Source organism: Ruegeria sp. BI12, assembly GCF_056537985.1.
Genome location: NZ_JBQFSL010000002.1, coordinates 307,961 through 325,426 on the forward strand (window position 1 = coordinate 307,961; position 17,466 = coordinate 325,426).

The window sequence follows — 17,466 nt, forward strand, 5'->3', positions numbered from 1 at the left end:
TCAGACCTCCATCACTGAGAAGAAGATCGAAAACAGGGCATCCAGCGCGATCACCAGGAAAATGGACTGAACGACCGAAGCGGTGGTTCTTTGCCCAACAGACTGGGCTGACCCTTTGACCTGCATTGCCTGCCAGCACGCGATAACGCCGATGACCAAAGCGAAGAAGGGGGCTTTGATCATTCCAATGGCGAATTGCCAAATACCGGTGTTTTCCTTCAGACGTGTAATGAACATGCCGGGGCTGACGTTCAGGTCAATCCAACTCATCAATCCGCCGCCGATCAGAGCGGAAATATCTGCGATGAAGCCGAGGATCGGTAGCATGATCAACAGGGCGACGACCCGTGGGATTACCAAAACCTCGATAGGGTCCAAGCCCAATGTGCGCATTGCATCGATCTCTTCCTGAACCTTCATTGAACCGATCGAGGCCGTAAAGGCCGAGCCTGAACGACCCGCGACAATGATCGCGGTCAGCAAGATACCCAACTCACGCAGAACAGAGATCGAGATCAGTTCGACCACGAAAATCTCGGCACCAAATTGCTTTAGCTGGGTCGCACCCTGAAAAGCCAGCACAACACCGATCAGGAAACCCATAAGTGCAACGATCGGAATGGCCTTGAAGCCGGTCTCTTCCATCTGTGAAACCAGCGCCGCTTTGCGAAGACGGTGCGGCATCAGAATTGTACGGATAAGGCGATGCAGCGTCAGACCCAGGAAGCCCAGCAGGGATAGCATGTCTTTTCCGGCCTGGGCGGTGCGTTCCCCGACGCTTGCAACCCAGTCGGTAAAACTACGTTTTTCAGTTGCCACACCGGGGTCGTCGGGAATGTTTTCCGCCACGGTCTCTAAAAGCGTAGAATGGGCGGGCTTTAACCCTTCATAACGTACGGTAGCGCCACTTGCCTTTGCGCGGCGCGCAACATCGGCAATCAGCCATGCGCCACCGGTATCCAGTGCACCGACTTCGGAAAGATCGACGGTCAGCGTGTCACTACCCGCGCGAAACCCTTCAAACGCCTTTTCAACCGTGTCCAGGGATTGGGTCAGCAGATCACCCGAAACCCGCAGGTAAACGCCGTTGGCGTCACGGTCCGACTGTATCACTGGCTGCGTCATGTGCGTATGTGATGGCAAAGGACTTTGACCTGCAACGGGTTTTTGCGAGCTGGCATGCATTTCTTACCGCTCAATTGCGTCGAGGTGACATACACCGGCACAAAAGAGTTGGTTGTATGGCATCGGCGCTCCACGGGGCTTACAGCTACAAGACCGTTTCAATTTTCTGTTTCGTTTCCGCAGGTAGGGCGCCCAGAGGGAAAATCCGTAGGGTCGTGACTCAGGTGTTGCCGGGCTTTGCGAACCAAGACAGAGTTCATTCTGGCAACTGCGACGTGGAATCAGGGAGAGCGAAATGGGGCACGCCAAAAATGTTCTGTTTATCATCATAGACCAGTTGCGCGCCGATTGCCTGAACGGCGCTTTGGCGGCCCATGTTGATCTGCCGAACCTGCGGTCTTTCATGGCCGAGGCAGTGACGTTTGAACGGCATTTTTCGGTGACCAATCCCTGCGGCCCATCGAGGGTGTCAATCCTGACCGGGCAATATGCGATGAACCACCGATCAGTTCGCAATGGTACCCCGTTGCGGCACGATACCCCGAACGTCGCCACCGAAATTCGTAAGGCGGGCTATCTGCCGATGCTGTTTGGGTACACAGATACATCTGCAGATCCGCGTGTGCATGATCACAACGATCCGATCCTGAAATCCTACGAACACCCAATGGCGGGGTTTCACGAGGTTCTCGAAATGCGGCTGGAAGAGTCCTACCCGTGGCGCGGCCACCTGATGCAGAAAGGCTATGAATTCGCGGACTATTGGGACGTCCACAAACCGGTCGCGCCGGAAGGAGGCCATCCCCAGTTGAACGACCCGGCGATGTACCAGGCTGAAGACAGCGACACAGCTTTCTTGACGGATGTGTTTCTCAACAGCATGGCGCCTTTTGTCGGCCAAAACTGGTTTGCGCATCTGACCTATATCCGACCGCACCCACCCTTGGTGGCACCTGCACCCTACAACGACATGTACGACCCATCGACATTGCCCCGGCCGGAAGGGTTTGCCGATCCGTCGGAAGAACGAGCGATGCACCCTTTTTTTGGCCCGACAATCGACAATACGGCTGCCGGAGACTTTGTTCTGGGCTTTGACGGGGTTGAGCCAACGCTGGAAAACATCCAAACGTTGCGCGCCGTTTATCTGGGCCTTGCGACCGAGGTTGATCATCATGTCGGGCGCGTCATCCAATTTCTGAAGGATAGCGGTCAATACGACGACACGTTGCTTGTCATCACTGCGGATCATGGAGAAATGCTGGGTGACAGACACAGCTGGGGCAAAATGTCGGTGTTTGATGCAGCCTATAAAACACCATTGATGATCCGGGACCCGAACAATCAATCGCGGGCCGGATCAGTGATTTCAGTACCGACGGAATCCGTCGACATAACTCCGACGATACTGGATTGGATTGGTCAGACGATCCCGAATTCAATGGATGGCCGGTCGTTACTGCCACTGATGCAAGGGCATACCCCTGACGATTGGCGCAGATATTCCTTCAGCGAGTTGGATTTTGCCGAACCTGAGCATCCCACGATCTGGCAGCAGGTTTTGGGTACGGGTAATAGCGATTCATGTCTGGGCATCCTGAGGGATGAGCGTTTCACTCTAGTTGAGTTTGCAGCAAATCTTCCGCCCATTCTGTTCGATAATCAGAATGATGGAGAGTTGCGGAACTTAGCAAAAGATCCCGAATATACGGCGGTTTTGACGCGCCTAACCCGGCAGATGTTGCGTCATCGCATGCAAAACATGGATCATACACTGTCTTTGAATTCCATTACTGCGGATGGCCCCAAGACCCAACCCAGGTATTGAAAGCAAAACTCTTGCGGCGCGTTGTTCCAATCTGTCGCGCTCTTGCCCTCTACACCTGTTGCAAATCCAGTGTTACGCATGTGTCGCGGGGAGGATGGGTTTGGAAATATCCGAGCAACAGATAAAGTCTATGACGACAGCTGGTCTGAACCTGATCGGCCAGGCCCTGTCGATCTATGACAGCCAGCTTCGGCTGGTGGTCAGCAATCGCCCGTTTCAAACGATGTTTGATTTGCCCGACCATCTTGTCCAGCCCGGCGCACTATTCAGCGACACAATCCGATACCTCGCATCCAAAGGTGAGTATGGATACGTCGATGACGTCGAAGAGGCCGTGGATCTGCGTGTCAATCAGGCTTTGACATTCGAATCTCATTACATCGAACGTATTCGTGCCAACGGTCAGGTTATTTCGGTCGAGGGTGCCCCCCTACCCAAAGGCGGGTGGGTCGCGGTCTATACTGACATTACCAATACAAAGCAGGCTGAAGCCCTGCTGCGTGCCCGATCTGAGGAACTTTCTGGCCAGTTGCTCGATCGGGCTGAAGAACTGTCAGCAACGAACAGAAAACTGGCGGCAACCAATTCGGCGCTGGAAGAAGCTAAGCGCCAGTTGACCGAGATTGAAGCGCGCACTCGTATGACGACCGAAATGATGCCGGCCCATATTGCGCATTTAGATGCCGATGGCCGCTATGATTACTCCAACCGGCGGCTCAACTCGGTCATGCCCGGTCGCCCGTCCGAGATTTTGGGCATGCATATTTCTCAGGCATTGGGCAATGCTGCCTTTACTCGCGTCGAGACGCATTTGCAAAAGGCCTACGCCGGCGAGACCTCTGTTTTCGAGTTTACCGAAGACCAGGATTCCAGACGAATTCGCGTATCTTTCACGCCTGATGGCGAGGGTGGCGTTTACATCATGTCCGTCGACATCACCGAAGAGACACAGGCTCGCGTCGCGCTGCAGCAAACCCGTCGTCGCGCGATGGCTGCACAGATGACAAGCGGGTTGGCGCATGATTTCTCGAACCTATTGACCATTATTCTGGGAATGCAGTCTCGACTGGAAAAAATGGATTTGTCGGAAGAGGCCTTGGAGCTGATAGACGCTACCAAGCAGACAGCTCGCAGGGGCGGACAATTACTGAATCGCATTGCGGATATGACTGGCAACCGGACACCTCAACCAAAAGCGACAGACATGCGCGGGTTGCTGGAAGATCTGCGCATTCTGGCTTCTCCGTCTCTGCCGCGTGGGGTCGGCCTGTCGGTGGTGAATACGTTGCCGGACAAAGCTCTTATGCTGGATCCCGGAATGGTTCAGGACGCCTTGCTGAACCTCGTTTTGAATGCGCGTGACGCTTGTGGCGAAACTGGTCAGATCACAATCAGCGCCCATACTGTTGGGGGAATTTGGACTGAAATCACCGTGTCAGACACTGGTCCCGGGTTTACGAAAGACGCGTTGCGTAAGGCCTTGAACCCGTTTTTTACAACCAAAGGCGATAAAGGCTCGGGTCTTGGTCTGCCGATGGTCTACGACACAGTTAAGCTGGCAGGGGGCGATCTTAGCCTGCGAAATACTCCGTCAGGTGCATCGGTCATTTTGCGCATGCCATACCGAGCGGCCCCTCCGGTACAAGAAGGGTTGGTATTGTTGGTTGAAGACAGCGATGAACTGCGCAGCCAGTTTCGGGACATGTTGGTCGAAATCGGGTTCGCGGTAATAGAGGCGACCTCTTACGACGAGGCCGTTGCCTTGGCAAAAGATGTTAAAGATATTGCTTTGGTCTTGTCCGATATACGTCTTGAAGGGCATGGGACGGGATTGGACCTTTTGGCCAGGTTAGAGCCTGATTTGCCCCGCATCCTGATGACATCGTTACCCTATTCCGATCCGTTGCATCGTGAGGCGTTGAAACGTGCGCCGGTGCTACGTAAACCCTTCACTCGGGCGCAGCTGTCGGCCCTGATCCGAGACGAGGCAGCCTGATGACCCAGCCACTAGTTACCATTGTTGATGATGAGCCCGAAATTCGGCGCATTCTCACCGACGCACTTGAAGAAGCCGGTTTCCGAACCCAGAGTTTTGCGCGTGCGCGGGAATTTGAAGCCTCGCTCAAGCGGGTCACTCCGGACGTGTGCCTGGTTGATTTGTCTTTGCCCGACACGGACGGGCTTGCATTGGTGCACCGACTGGCGCTGGAGCAAGGAGCTGCGGTCATCATCATCTCTGGTCGCGCACAGGTACAGGATCGAGTCACAGGTTTGGAACTAGGGGCGGACGACTATATCACTAAGCCGTTCGACCCAGCCGAAGTCGTGGCGCGCATTCGTGCGAGGTTGCGATCCCCCAGGGTGCAGACAACACAATCTGACGTCGCGCGTTTCAATGGCTGGACGGCCTACTTTGACCGTTACATCCTGGAAGACGACTCCGGCGCCGAAACCCCGTTCAGCCATGCAGAGGGAGAAGTCCTGAGGTTGTTTCTGGAAAGTCCCAAACGCTTGATCAGCCGCGCTCAGATGCAGGAAGCGCTGGGCGGCGCTGCCGGGGACAGCTTTGATCGCGCGATGGATGTCAGAATCTCCCGGTTGCGAACCAAATTAGGGGAAGACCCCAAAAACCCTCGCTTGATCAAGACTATATATGGTGCCGGATATATTTTTTTGGGCGATGTTGAATGGTAGCTTTTGGCCAAAACGACGTCCGGCTGCGCAAAAATCTGCGGCATCAATTCAGCATTTTCCTCTGCGCTGGATTATTCACGAAGTGCTCGATCCTTGATCTTTATCACCGGTTGCAAAATGTAATCCAGAACCGTTTTTTTGCCGGATAAAATATCAACCTCCGCAATCATCCCGGGAATGATCTCGACTGCCACGCCACTTGCGTCCAGGATCGCGTGGCGTGTTTGAATTTCGATGACAAACACCTCTTCGTCATTGCGTTCCGGTCTCGTGATCGTGTTTGCGCCTATGCGGGTAATCTCTCCGTCCAACGCGCCATAACGCGCAAAGTCATAGGCGGTAATTTTTACCTTAACAGGCTGACCTGCGTGCAAAAAAGCAATGTCTTCGGGGCGAACATAGGCCTCGACCAGAAGCCTATCATCCAGTGGAACAATCTCGATCAGCTCTTCGCCGCTACGGGCCAAACCGCCAATCGTGGTACGGTGAACGCGATTAACGACTCCGCGTGCCGGCGATTTTATCTGTGCTCGGTCGGCGCGGTCTTTCAGCGCCGGTAGAGACGGTCGAAGTGCGACGAGTTCCGCCGTTGTTACAGCAAGGTCGGTCAGGGCTGCGCTCCGAAACCTGCTATGTGCGGCTTGAATACGATCGTCGATTTCTTCGAGGCCGGTTTTCAACCTGTTGGTTACCGCCACCGCACGGACTTTGCGACCTTCCCATTCGGCGGCGCTGCGGCGCAGCGACAAAAGGGTCGTTGTGGGTTCCATCTGCTTTTTCACCAAAGGAGTCATTATCGCGCGTTCTTCGGCCAGAATTTCGAGTGTCGCTTCAGCCGTAACCTGGTCAACCAATCCTTCCTCATACTCGCGATGGCGCTGTTCTCGTTGCCGCTTCAGAATGGCGATTTCAGCAGCCAGTTCCGTCTGACGACCTTGATACAAAGCGGTTTCGGACCTCACAACTTCTGGAGCCCCATTGATGAGCTCTTTTGAAAATGTAAGCTGGGTGCGGTCAATCTCTGCCTGCAATCGTTGAGCACGTGCCATCAAACCAAAGGCTCGCTGTTGTTCCTGACTTAACTGGCTGTTGATCTGCGTTGTGTCGAACTCCATCAGAAGCGTTCCTTTGTCGACGACCATTCCTTCTGAGACGTGCAAGGATTGCAAAACGCCAGGTTCGGTTGCTTCAATCAATTGAACGTCCGCTGACGGCACAATCCGGCCATCTACGCGCGTCACGTCGTCCAGTTCCGTTATACATGCCCAAAAACCAGCGGACACGAGACAGGCAAAGATTATAAGCAACAAGAGAGACTCCCCCAGCGGAGATCTGCCCCGCATTTCTCTCGCCATTTTCGCCAGGTCAGGATGCCGCGACATTCAGGTGTCTCCCTGTCATACGCGCACGTTGGGTCAGCATGCTCTTCGGGCCATCGGCACCGACCCGGCCGCGTTCGATCACAATGACCCTGTCAACCAGATCAAGCAGGCTGGTGCGATGCGTGACGATTACCATTGTAGAATTTTTTGTTTCCTGTTTCAGACGCTTGATGACCTCGGCTTCGGTTTTTACGTCCATTGCACTGGTCGGTTCATCAAACAGCATGACCGGTGGCTGTCCAATCAGCGCTCGGGCAAGGGCAATAGCTTGACGCTGGCCGCCCGATATTCCCTCGCCACGTTCAGCCAGTTGCTGGTCATAACCGTTGGGGCAGTGCGCGACGAAATCTTCAACCCCGGCCACTTGACCGGCCCTGATCAAATCCTGATCCCTGGGCCGGATCGCGCCACTGGCAATGTTGTCGCGAATTGAGCCAGAAAACAGCCAAACATCCTGCAAGACCGAACCAATATTGCGACGTAAATCGCCGGGGTCGATTTGTCGGATATCGACCCCATCCAGCATAACCGAACCCGCCTTCGGTTCGAACAGTCCCAACATCAGGCGCGCGATGGTGCTTTTACCGGATCCGATCGCGCCCAAAATTGCGACTTTTTCACCTTGCTCTATGTCGAATGAAACCCCTGAAAGGGCATCCTCGACTTGGTCAGGATAGGCAAAATGCACGTCCTTGAATGAAATTCGACCGTCCACGTGCGGTCGGCTGATCCAATTGCGTCCTTCGGGCCGCTCATTTTCCGCCTGCATCAAAGCGTTCAGATTTCGATACGCGCTGCGCGCCTGATTCACGCGTGTGAGTGTCTGGGCAAGTTGTCCAAGCGGCGCCAGTGCCCGTCCAGTCAGCATCACGGACGCAATAAGCGCGCCCATACTTGCCTGACCTTCTGTGATCAGAAAAACACCATAGAAAACAATCAGAACCTGCGCCGCCTGTTGCGTGAAACCCGTCAGATTTAGTGCGAATTGAGTAACTGTTCGGCTGCGGATTCCATGAGTGGATTGTCGCTCAATTGCATCTTCCCATCGCGCACGCATTTGTCTGGCGGCAGCAGTTGTTTTGATGGTCTCAAGACCGGAAACTGTTTCGACAAGAACGGATTGTTTTGATTGCCCGTCCGCAAAACTCTTTTCAGCCAACCGCGATAGCATTGGTTGAACCGCCAATCCCGCAAACAAAACAATCGGTAAGGCGAGGGCAGGTATCAGCGCCAGTGGTCCTCCAACGAAGTGGATGACCAAAATGAAAACGGCAATGAAAGGCAGGTCCACAAGAGCGACCAAAGTTGCCGAGGTAAAAAACTCGCGCAGTGTTTCAAACTCGCGGATCGTGCTGGCCATAGCGCCGGTCGAACCAGTCCGGGATTTCATTTTGATGTTCAGAACCTGATCAAAAACGCGGCGGCCCATGAACATATCGGCCTTTTGCCCGGCCCGATCTATGAACCCGGCGCGCAAGAGTTTGAGGATGAAATCGAAAACGAGGGCAAGCCCGACTCCTGCGGTCAATGCGATAAGGGATTCCGTTGCTTCATTCGGAAGAACCCTGTCATAGACGACCATTATAAAAACTGAGGTGGAAAGGCCCAGCAAATTAGCAACCGCAGCGGCAAGCGCCACTTGCGCATAAGACCAGCGGTTTGCCAGCATGGCCGACCAAAACCAATGCCCGGAAGCAGTCTTGTTTCGGTTAGACGTTTCCTCAATGTGGTTGCGCCGAAACAAAAATGCGTATCCGGTGTAGCATTTCCCTATTGCGTCTTTTTCCACCTCTCCGATGCCCTCACCTATCGTGGGGTCAAAAATCAGAAGAAGACCGTTCGAGCTGCGCCCGTGAAACACAACTGCTTTGTCGTTCTCCAGAAGCAATATCGCGGGAACCAGAGTGTCGTCGAAATGCGCTAGCTTTCGTGAACCAAACCCTGCCTGCAACCCAGCATTATGGGCCACTTCAATGACGTCCCGCTCGGTCAGGTGGCCTGCTGCGCCGGATTGCCCCGCGTGAAGAGCCGCGATTGTGAGCGAGCGATCAAGATGCGAAGCCACATGCAGCAGGCAGGTTTCCAATTGGGAAAGCTTTTGTGTAACTGCCGAGGAATTCAATTCGGCCATAATTCTCCACCCAAGTTTTTAATTGAAATGCCGAGGTAGTCTAAAATGTCTCCGGTCAGGCTGAGAGCGGCATAATTCGTGAGGAAAAAGCTCTGTTCTGCCAAAATCAGTCTTTGCTGTGCGTTCACATAGTCGCGTTGCGCGTCCAGAATTTCGACCAAGGTGCGTCGACCGATGGTGAATTGCGCACGCGCAGCCTCGACGCTTTCGGCGTTGGCTTGGACAGCCAAACGAGCCGCTTGTAAGCGAACCGCGCCTGCGCTCTGATCTGATCGGATGAACTCCAACTCGCGGCGAATTTCCCGAATTAAGGTTTCGCGGGCAAACTCTGCTTCTCTAACCTGGGCCTGGGCCGCAGCAATGGCGGCCCGACGTTGACCAGTGCTGTCCAATTCGTAGTTTACGGAAAAATCGACACCGAAATTTGCGTTTTTGCTGTCACTGCGATCCGCAAAGGCCGCGATTTCCACACCTGGCTGTCGCCGCGCAATTGCTGCGCTATGCTCGGCATGTGCGGCCACCAAAGCAGCATTCGCGCGGCGCACCTGCGGGCTGTCCAAAACGATTTGTGAGTCGGACCTAGCCAGTTTGGGCGCCGCAACCGGGTTGGCCAGAGCACCCGGAGGCCGCCCAAAGACTTCTTGGTACTGGGCCTCGGCTCTGTCTACCCGCGCCTTTGCATCGGCAAGCTGAGTGCGAGCGTCCGCCATGCGCGAACGCGCGGTCAAAACGTCGGCGCTCGACCCCACACCTTGCGCAATGCGTTCTGTGATTTGGCGCACAATCTCTTCGTGCACCTGTACGTTGCGGTCTGAAATATCCAGAATTTTGCGCCGATCAAGAACAACGACATATGCTTCGATCGCAGCAAGGGTCAGTGCCGCCGCGGTTTGCAGCTGACCGCCCTGGCTTTCGAGTACGCGGGCCTGAGCAGCAGCAAGCTCTCCGGATGCGGCGCCGCCGTCATAAACGAGTTGCGAAACCCGCAAATACGGCGTGAAGTCTGCAATATCGGAATTTATGCGCTGTGATCGCGCATTTATGCCCGATGAAACGCGTGGAAGAAAAGCGCCTTTGGCGGCGGTTTCGTTGGCGTCCGCAACCTTTAGCCGAGTGGCACTTTGCGCGAGGTTTGGGTTTGTTTCGACGGCCGCGCGAACCCGCTGACCAAATTCGCTTTGGGCCAGGCGCGGGACAGGAGGCTGCGCGCCAACCCCAACAGAGCCCGCAGATAGAGATACCTTTACGTCGGTGAGGTCAGGTGGAGGCGCACACGCAGCCATCAAGAGAATGAACTGGCACGCAAGGTATTTTAGGCCATGGTTGCAGCTACGCAGGCGCATGTTCACACCTCACCAATCACGAAAAGCTCTTCATTTTGCGCGTCTGCCATGGCGGAGATGAAATGCGAAATTTCTGAATTTTCGGTATAATGGCTCGTGGGTTTTGGCCGCCCCAGCTGGTCTTGCACCCTAGACAGCCAGGCAATGTGCGAAAGTGAAACCTGATGAGCGTGCAGAAGTTGAATTGCCCCGACATCGAACAGTGCATGTTTCTCTGCCTGCGAAAGAGTATTCATGCGCCTGGTATCCAGGCTCAGATACCCGGTCGACAGCGCAACGTTTTCGTAGCCTGCCATGGGTTTCAATAGATCCAGTCCCTGAATAACGTCGCACATGGACCGAGTGTCTATAACCGCGGCTTCTCGTGCGCTGATAAATCTGAGGACGTTTGAAAGCTCAGCCGTCAACTCCCCAGCATCAGTAAAGAACGGTTCATCTTCCGAGGAATCGGTCACCAGACCGGAAGATTCGTCGACCAGCAATTGCGGACTGCACTCGGGTTGAATTGGCCAACCCGCCCGAAATGGTGGGCACCGCAATGCAGATGGAACATAGGCGGCCAACCATTGGCCGTCGTTGGATACAAAAGGGGTTAGCAAATCTGCTTTCAGTGAAAGCAGTGCTACGGGTTCGATGCTGCCCTCATTATTGCGAAACACTATTGGAAAAGCGGCCGCAACGAGCAGAGTTTCCTTCTCGACAATAGGGCAAGCGTGCTGAGTTTCGGCGAAGTGATAGGATGAAAAACGCTTCCAATATCGGTCGCCGTGTCGCGCATATGTGACTGGAAACAGGCCGTTCTCTGCCATGTTTGATCCTTTGGTGTTTGGAATGGCTGCCGGTCATCAACACCGGCAGTCCGATTTAGATCAGGCTGATGCTCCGGTCGGGTCGGTGATCAGGATATTGTCAGGGTTCAGTCCGCTTAGACTGTCCAACCCTGCGAAATGCGCCATTGTTTCGACGGTAGCTGCAGCCGGCGCTGTGTAGTCGACTTTAACCAGAACGCTGTCGTCTCCATCTGTCGCCAATAAGTAGATTTCGTCGCCCGCTTGAATTCCCGTCAGGCTTTCTACTGCGGTTTCGATCGAGCTGGCTGACAGATCAGTCAGGACGGTGGTCAAACCGATGACGCCTGTGTTGGTTCCAACCGCGCTTCCTACACTTAACGTTTCAACCCCCGTGCCATTGCCGCGCAAAGTAGAGTGATCAAGGCCACTGAACATCAACGCATCAGCCACATCCGCCGCAGCGCCGATCGAAAAGCCGGTGATCGTGTCCACTCCGTTGGCCGCTGGTTCTGCTTCGAATACAACAATATCGCGACCCGCGTCGGAGACGTTGATGGCATCGTCGCCGTCTTGGCCTCGAACAAAGCTGTCCACTTCACTGGCGACTAACGTGTCATTTCCATCTGTCCCAAAAATAACGGTCGTCGGGCCCCCATCGGGGGTGTTGAGCGACAGCTCAATTGGTTGACCGGGGTCCTGAACGCTCATGGTAAATGTCACCAAGGGTTGGTTCAGATCCGTAAAGCTTGTCGCGACCCCAGCAAAGTTGACTACGGAGCTTCCGACCGGGTTGGACAGATACAGACCGAAAGCACTGTTCCCGGCATCTGATCCAGCGTCAAAGGTAACGACCGACGGATCAAATCCCAACTCGAGCGTCATCGCAAGACCGCTGGAAATGTCCCGATCTGAATCTGCGAAAACCTGGAAGGTGATCGTCGAACCACTCCGGCCTGCTTCAGCAATGACGTAGGCGCCGGGTGTGTGTGCTGTCGCCTCTCCGTTTGCCGGCAGGGGATCAGGGCCACCCGAAACTGTCGCCTGAGCCTGAAAGTTTAGATCATCACCAGCCGAAACGCCTGTGAATTCAGATGCCGGAACCGCAAGCGACCAGCTGCCATCGGCTGCGATGGTGGCGGTGCCGACCGAGTTGCTGTTGAGTGTTACGTTCACCGCTTGGCCAGCGCTGAGGCCAACAGAAGTTCCAGACACAACGGACCCGGAACTCTGCGCGTCGCTGAGTGATACCGAATTGTTTGTCCCCACAGTATTCAGGCCCAACAAAGGCCGGAAATCCGTGGCCAGCGTTGTGGTAGCCGGAATGGCGCTGTTTCCGGCCTGATCACTGACTGCAGCTGCAAGGGTGAAATTTGTACTGTCCGACAATCCGGAAAGATCTGCCGCAGGTACAGTGACCGACCACGCACCACCTGAGGCGATACCCGTATATGGGTGGCCATCCAATGTGACGGTAACAACTTGCCCATCTTCGGCTGATGTCGCGCCAGAAATGGAAAGATCGCTGCCTTTTTCAGAGACATCCAGAACCGATCCGACGGGTAATGGGTCAATCGTAACAGTTGGTGCGGTGAAGTCCGTGCTAAATCCGGCACTGGCACCTGCGCTGTTTCCAGCAGTGTCGGAAACTGACGCATTTACACCGTAGGTTTCTCCGTCTTGCAGGCTGTTCAGGCCGGCCGCCGGGGCAACCAACGTCCAACTTCCGCCACTGACCGTTGTGGTGTGACTCAGGTCAACAGTGCCATCTGGCCTGACGATTTCAACGGTGATTGTGGTGCCGTCCGGGGCATCTGAGGTCCCGGAGACAGTCAGATTCGTGCCCCGTTCAGCCAAGTTCATAACCGGACCGTCGGACAAGTTGGTTATGGCGATGGAATACGGCGTAAAGTCAGTGTCAAAACTGCCGTTTGCCTGCACTGCTGGATTTCCCGCTGCATCTGCCACATTTGCAGTCACCGGGATTGTTGAACCATCGGACAACGCGTTCAGATCTGCTGCGGGTATTGTCGCGCTCCAGGCACCGGCAGAGACAGTGCCGGTATAGTCCAACCCATTTAGTGAAACGGTTACAGTTTGACCGTCCTCCGCATTGGTTGATCCAGTGATGGTCAGGTCTGTGCCGCGCTCGGTGGCATTCATAACAGCACCATCGGAAAATCCGTCGATCGTCACGGTCGGGGCGGTGACATCCTTGGACACAGGAGTATTGGCTTGGCTGGCTGCAATCCCGCCAGCATTTGATACATCTGCAGTGATGGTAAACGCACCTCCGTCTGCTAATGCTCCAAGGTCGGCCGCAGGTATGGTCACCGACCAGTTGTTGCCGGATACGACGCCGGTGTAACTCTGGCCGTCCAGCATGACAGTGACCTGCTGCCCGTCTTCCACGTTGCCTGTAATCCCCGAGACAACCAAATCTGAACCAACGTCTACGGCGTTCAGAGCGGACCCGATCGACAGTGGCGAAATGGAAACCGCAGGACCAGTTAGATCCACCGGAACCGAGGCTTTTGCTGGAACTGAGGTGTTTCCAGCTGCATCGCTGACAACAACCTCTACCGACACCGGGGTGCCTGAGGGCAAGTTTGCAAGGTCAGCAGACGGAATGGTAACACTCCAGCTTCCGTCAGAGGCCGTTGTCGAATAGGTCTGTCCGCCAAATTCGACGACAACCGCCCGACCATCAGCGGCCGTTGTCGATCCGCTCAGTTCCATATCGTTCTGTACATCTACCAATTCGATCTTATCGACAGGCAGCGGGTTCAAGCTGAGTGTAGGGGCCGAAAAGTCCGTCCCAATGCTGTCACTGACCTGGGCCGCAGGATTGCCCGCCGCATCTGAAACATCTGCCGTCAAAACGAATGTTTCCCCATCCGGCAGCACGGCAAGGTCACTGGCAGGAACGGTTACGACCCACTGGCCGTCAGATACGGTGCCGGAATATGTTTCGCCGTTCAGAGTGACAGTTACTGTCTGACCATTTTCCGCGCTTGTCGTCCCAGAGACGGTTAGATCCGTTGCGCTTTCCGCGGCATTTACGACCGGACCGTCTGACAAACCGGAAATTGTCAAAGTGGGGGGAATGGTGTCGATGTTGAAGGATACGGTCTCAACCGACAGCTCTTGCCCGCCGCTGTCCAGGTGGCGAATAGTGACGTTCTGCACACCTTGTGGCAGGCTGGCCGCTTCGACGCTTGTCAGCGAAATGCTCCAGCCCCCGTCTGGATTGAGTGGCACAGTTTTGACCAAAGAGCCGATAGATAGTTCCACCGTTTCGGTTCCATCAGGGACCCTGATATCCGTTTCCGCGCTGCTTAGTGCAGTGGATTGCGCCTGCGCCAGATTCAAAACCTGAGGTGCTGTTGGTGGGGCGGGTTGGAAATCGCCATCGTCTCCTCCTCCGCCGCCAGCACCTGCCGCCGCGGCGCCAGCCAGGCCCAATCCGCCCAATGCTGCACCGACGCCACTGATGCCGCCTCCAGCGGCAGCCGTACCACCTGCTTCGGCGGCCAAACTGAATTGCGCAATTTCACTCACGGCATTTTCGGCGATCATTATCGCGCCACTGTCCAGAATCTGAACATTTTCAGCGGCGACGATCATCGTGCGACCGTCGACCATCTTCAGCAGAACATCGCCATTTTTCAGTAGCTTCACTGACTGAACGCCGGGGATCGTTTCTGCAAATTGAAAAGCATAAAGTTCTTCAATCGTTGCTTGTGCCAAAGCAGGCAGGGCTATTAGCGTAGAACCAAGTCCCCCGGCGATGCCGCGCCCGGCCCAGCGTCGTATTTTGCCATCAATCCACCGGCGAATGTGGTCCTTGCGACCATTGTCTGATCCAGAATCTGCAGGTTTGGTTGTGGGATCATGTTCTTTGGTCATCTTACCCTCACATTTGATGTCTGCGTCCGCCCGGGTGGGCCAGGTTATGTTCATCAGTCTTTCGCTTCTGTGACTCATGCGGTCGGAACAGGAAAAATTGTGTTAAACTGAAACCGAACTCCTCGTTTTCACCACAATTCCGCTTTGGTATCGGGCCGGGCATCGGATCATCCTGCAATCACTGCCAGGAGTGGCGTGGGGTGATTTGATATGATGCTTCAGTTCGAAGGCGTGGTTGCAACAGGGAGCACAGCGCTCGATTCAGGTATCCGTGATACGGCTTTAAAAACGTTTAACGGGAACACGTATTTGTACAGTCTGACCGGCCCCGGCGGGGGTGTTGCCGTCTGGAAGCTTATCGATGGCGCTGTTCCACAACTGGTCGATACCCAGTATTTTAGTGGCTCGTTCACGTTTCAGGTTGGTCGCACCGGTACAGCAGTTTCTTTCGGCGGCAGTGATCAACTTGTCCTGGATATCGACACTGCAAACGGTCTGGTGGGGTATGAATTGAACCCCGATGGGACAGTTGGAACCTTGCGTGAAACCGGGACATTGACAGGCGGTGGTGACATATCAGCCCTGGTGAAACTGTCGACCGGATCCGGCGACATGTTGATGATGGCACATGAAGATACCGGGCGGATTGTGACGTATACGGTGAACGGAGACGGCACATTGACGTCCTCGGGCGTGATCGAGGAGCGATCTGATTCGATGGATGGCGTACGTATAGGTGCAGACAGTTTTGTGGTCGCGGTCGACGCGGTCGGCAACACTGTCTCGACATACCGGGTTGATGCGGGGAACGGTGCCATAACCGTGGTAGAGAATAGCGAGGCCCTGACGACTTTGGGAATAGCGACGCCCACCGGTGTCGAAATCATACAGGCGCATGGCAAATCTTGGGTTGTGGTCGCAGGGGCTGAAAGCAACTCTCTCAGTGTGATGGAACTGGCTGCAGACGGTCGTTTGATCCCAACCGACCATGTCCTGGATTCGCTTCACACACGGTTTGAATCGGTTAAGGATCTGTCGGTGGTCGAGGTCGACGGGCATGTATTTGTGGTCGCGGGTGGTGGTGATGATGGAATCACATTGTTCACCATGACACCTGACGGGCAATTGGTGCATTTGGAAAGTTTTGCCGATACGCTCGAAAGCGGTTTGCAGAATGTGGAATCTTTCAGTGTCGCGCAGGTCGGCGACGAACTGCAGATTCTGGTTGCTTCGCAACAGGACGCAGGGCTGACCCAGCTTACCGTGGATGTCACGGGCTTGGGTGTCGTGCGCAGCGGTTTTGGAACCGTAAATGGCACAGCCGGGCATGATATGCTCAGAGGCAGTATCCTTCCCACGACCCTGGTTGGCGGTGGCGGGGATGACATACTGATTGCGGGTTCCGCTGCGACCACGATGACAGGCGGGGCGGGTGCCGACATTTTTGTTATGCAATACGGGGCGCAAACCTCCACGATTACGGATTTTCAGGTCGGAACCGATCGGTTGGACATGTTCGATTTTCCGTTGCTTAGAACCCCCGGACAGTTGACCTTTACCGCGACGGTGCAGGGTGCAAGGATTGAATACCTCAATGAGACGATAAACGTGAACTCCGCCACAGGTGGTCCGCTGACCAGCGCTCAGGTGTTTGGCGCGGGATTTGGCGGCCCCGATCACATCCCCGTCGATTTTGGCGATTTTGCGGGGCTCGATCCGGGCAGTTCCGATGGGGTAGTAGGGGATGTTTCAATCAATTCCGAAACCGCCAATCCCAGCCTCAGTGATGCAGAGATCAGCTTCACCCCAAATGGCGGTGCCACGATCAGTGCACGCGCAGACAGTAATGGGCAGTTCGACCTGAGCTTGCCGCCCGGCACTTTTGAGGGTGAGATTGACGTCATCAAGACCTATTCAACCGCAAGCAAAGACATCAACGCCTTGGACGCGTTGCAGGTCCTGCGTATCTCGGTCGGGCTGGACCCGACATGGGGACCGGCGTCGCCCGAGAATTTGATCGCGGCAGATATCAACCGGGATGGTTCCATAAATGCATTCGATGCATTGTCGATCCTGCAAGTGGCCGTCGGACAACCCACTTCTGTTCGCCCGGAATGGATTTTCATTGACGCCGACGCGGATCTTTTGGGGATCACGCGCACCAACGTCTCTTATGACACCGGGGCCAATGTGGTCGCTTTTGACGGTTTGATTGCCGCCGATATGACCTCGATCCTATTGGGAAACCTCGAAGCGCCTTAGAGCG

Annotated in this window: 10 protein-coding genes; 4 read left to right on the forward strand and 6 right to left on the reverse strand. The window is 55.0% G+C overall.

What is annotated here, in order from left to right:
* Nucleotides 1-1,125 (reverse strand): ABC transporter permease, encoded by a 1,125-nt coding sequence (locus ACR0AK_RS14770; protein WP_480793869.1) that lies wholly within the window; start codon nucleotides 1,123-1,125, stop codon nucleotides 1-3.
* A 295-nt stretch (nucleotides 1,126-1,420) separates the two neighbouring features.
* Here ACR0AK_RS14770 and ACR0AK_RS14775 point away from each other — a divergent pair, with 295 nt between their 5' ends.
* The 3 genes from ACR0AK_RS14775 (at nucleotide 1,421) to ACR0AK_RS14785 (ending at nucleotide 5,647) form a co-directional block, all read left to right on the forward strand.
* Entirely contained in the window at nucleotides 1,421-2,953 is a 1,533-nt protein-coding gene (locus ACR0AK_RS14775) for a sulfatase-like hydrolase/transferase (RefSeq protein WP_480793870.1), read from the forward strand.
* Between the two features lie 130 nt (nucleotides 2,954-3,083).
* Nucleotides 3,084-4,949 carry a PAS-domain containing protein gene (locus ACR0AK_RS14780; RefSeq protein WP_480793871.1) on the forward strand — a complete coding sequence of 622 codons (1,866 nt, stop codon included), beginning with the start codon at nucleotides 3,084-3,086 and terminating at the stop codon, nucleotides 4,947-4,949.
* Nucleotides 4,949-5,647, forward strand: a complete 699-nt coding sequence (locus tag ACR0AK_RS14785) for a response regulator transcription factor (RefSeq protein ID WP_170559520.1) — start codon at nucleotides 4,949-4,951, stop codon at nucleotides 5,645-5,647. Before ACR0AK_RS14780 ends, ACR0AK_RS14785 begins: the two co-directional genes overlap by 1 nt.
* Before the next feature lie 71 nt (nucleotides 5,648-5,718).
* Here ACR0AK_RS14785 and ACR0AK_RS14790 read toward each other — a convergent pair whose 3' ends face one another.
* From ACR0AK_RS14790 to ACR0AK_RS14810, 5 genes are read right to left on the reverse strand one after another with little or no spacing between them, the layout of a single operon-like run.
* The gene (locus tag ACR0AK_RS14790) at nucleotides 5,719-7,029 is read right to left on the reverse strand and encodes an HlyD family type I secretion periplasmic adaptor subunit (RefSeq protein WP_480793872.1); all 1,311 of its coding nucleotides are present in this window, start codon (nucleotides 7,027-7,029) and stop codon (nucleotides 5,719-5,721) included.
* A complete protein-coding gene (locus tag ACR0AK_RS14795; RefSeq protein WP_480793873.1) occupies nucleotides 7,013-9,160 on the reverse strand; it encodes a type I secretion system permease/ATPase in 2,148 nt (715 codons plus the stop codon). The genes ACR0AK_RS14790 and ACR0AK_RS14795 overlap by 17 nt, the downstream gene beginning before the upstream one ends.
* On the reverse strand, nucleotides 9,148-10,503 hold the full coding sequence (locus ACR0AK_RS14800; RefSeq protein WP_480793874.1) for a TolC family protein: 1,356 nt from the start codon (nucleotides 10,501-10,503) through the stop codon (nucleotides 9,148-9,150). Before ACR0AK_RS14800 ends, ACR0AK_RS14795 begins: the two co-directional genes overlap by 13 nt.
* Nucleotides 10,504-10,505: 2 nt before the next feature.
* The gene (locus ACR0AK_RS14805) at nucleotides 10,506-11,312 is read right to left on the reverse strand and encodes a SapC family protein (protein ID WP_480793875.1); all 807 of its coding nucleotides are present in this window, start codon (nucleotides 11,310-11,312) and stop codon (nucleotides 10,506-10,508) included.
* Nucleotides 11,313-11,372: 60 nt separating this feature from the next.
* Entirely contained in the window at nucleotides 11,373-15,200 is a 3,828-nt protein-coding gene (locus ACR0AK_RS14810) for an Ig-like domain-containing protein (protein ID WP_480793876.1), read from the reverse strand.
* Nucleotides 15,201-15,410: 210 nt separating this feature from the next.
* Between ACR0AK_RS14810 and ACR0AK_RS14815 the strand changes: the two genes are divergently transcribed.
* Nucleotides 15,411-17,462 carry a dockerin type I domain-containing protein gene (locus tag ACR0AK_RS14815; RefSeq protein WP_480793877.1) on the forward strand — a complete coding sequence of 684 codons (2,052 nt, stop codon included), beginning with the start codon at nucleotides 15,411-15,413 and terminating at the stop codon, nucleotides 17,460-17,462.
* Nucleotides 17,463-17,466: the final 4 nt, after the last annotated feature.